This window comes from Nonomuraea sp. KM88 (genome assembly GCF_052245635.1).
Classification (GTDB): domain Bacteria; phylum Actinomycetota; class Actinomycetes; order Streptosporangiales; family Streptosporangiaceae; genus Nonomuraea.
The window spans coordinates 1-1165 of sequence record NZ_JBQQCC010000069.1 but is presented as its reverse complement, the minus strand read 5'-3'; the positions used below and the strand labels follow the sequence as shown (position 1 = coordinate 1165).

Here is a 1165-nt window from a genome sequence, read left to right as displayed (position 1 = left end):
GAGCAATGATCGAAACCTGTGGATCTGACGGGAAGGGGTGTACCTTCCCGAATCATCTGATCAAGGTTTCGAGATAAGGCCGACGCGCCAACGTCGGTCGGGAAGGCACACCCGTGCTCACCGTAGTGCCCGAGATGCCCGCTGACGACCACACCCCGGCAGGCTCGTCGTCGTTGATCGACCAGATCGTCCGCGAAGGCGCCCGCAAGATGCTCGCTGCCGCCTTGCAGGCCGAGGTGGACGCCTACATCGCCGCGTTCGCCGACGAGCGCGACGAGAACGGCCGCCGCCTGGTCGTGCGCAACGGCTATCACCAGCCTCGAGACCTGCTCACCGGTGTGGGCGCCATCGAGGTCAAGGCCCCGCGGGTCAACGACAGGCGCATCGATGCGGAAACCGGCGAGCGTAAGCGGTTCTCCTCGGCGATCCTGCCCGCCTGGGCGCGTAAGACCCCGCAGCTGACCGAGGTGCTGCCGCTGCTGTACCTGCACGGCCTGTCCTCGGGAGACTTTGTGCCGGCGCTGGGCCAGTTCCTGGGCAGCTCGGCCGGCCTGTCCGCTTCAGTGATCACCCGGTTGACCGAGCAGTGGAAGGCCGAGCAGCGCGCCTTCAGCGAGCGGGACCTGTCGATGGTGGACTACGTCTACCTGTGGGTCGATGGTATCCACGTCAACATCCGGCTGGAGGAGCACAAGCTGTGCCTGCTGGTGATGATCGGCGTTCGCGCCGACGGCCGCAAGGAGCTCGTCGCGCTGAGCGACGGCTACCGGGAGTCGGCCGAGTCGTGGGCCGATCTGCTGCGTGACTGCAAGCGGCGCGGCATGCGCGCCCCGGTGCTGGCCGTCGGCGATGGCGCGCTCGGCTTCTGGTCGGCGCTCGGGGAGGTGTTTCCGCAGACCAGAGCCCAGAGGTGCTGGTTTCACAAGATCTCTAACGTGCTGGGGTCGCTCCCGAAGTCAGCCCACCCGGCCGCCAAGAAAGCGCTCGCGGAGATCTGGAACGCCGAGGACAAGGAGCACGCGAAGAAGGCGTTGAAGGAGTTCCAGGCCGCCTACGGCGCCAAGTATCCCAAGGCGGTGGCCAAGGTGGTCGATGACCTCAACGAACTGCTGGCCTTCTACGACTACCCGGCCGAACATTGGGTGCACCTACGCACGACCAACCC

1 protein-coding gene is annotated in these 1165 nt (G+C 66.2%); it reads left to right on the top strand.

All coding sequences use genetic code 11. From position 1 onward, the window contains the following. Positions 1-113: 113 nt before the first annotated feature. A partial coding sequence (locus ACTWPV_RS49690) for an IS256 family transposase (RefSeq protein WP_443157225.1) occupies positions 114-1165 on the top strand: 1052 nt, incomplete at its 3' end.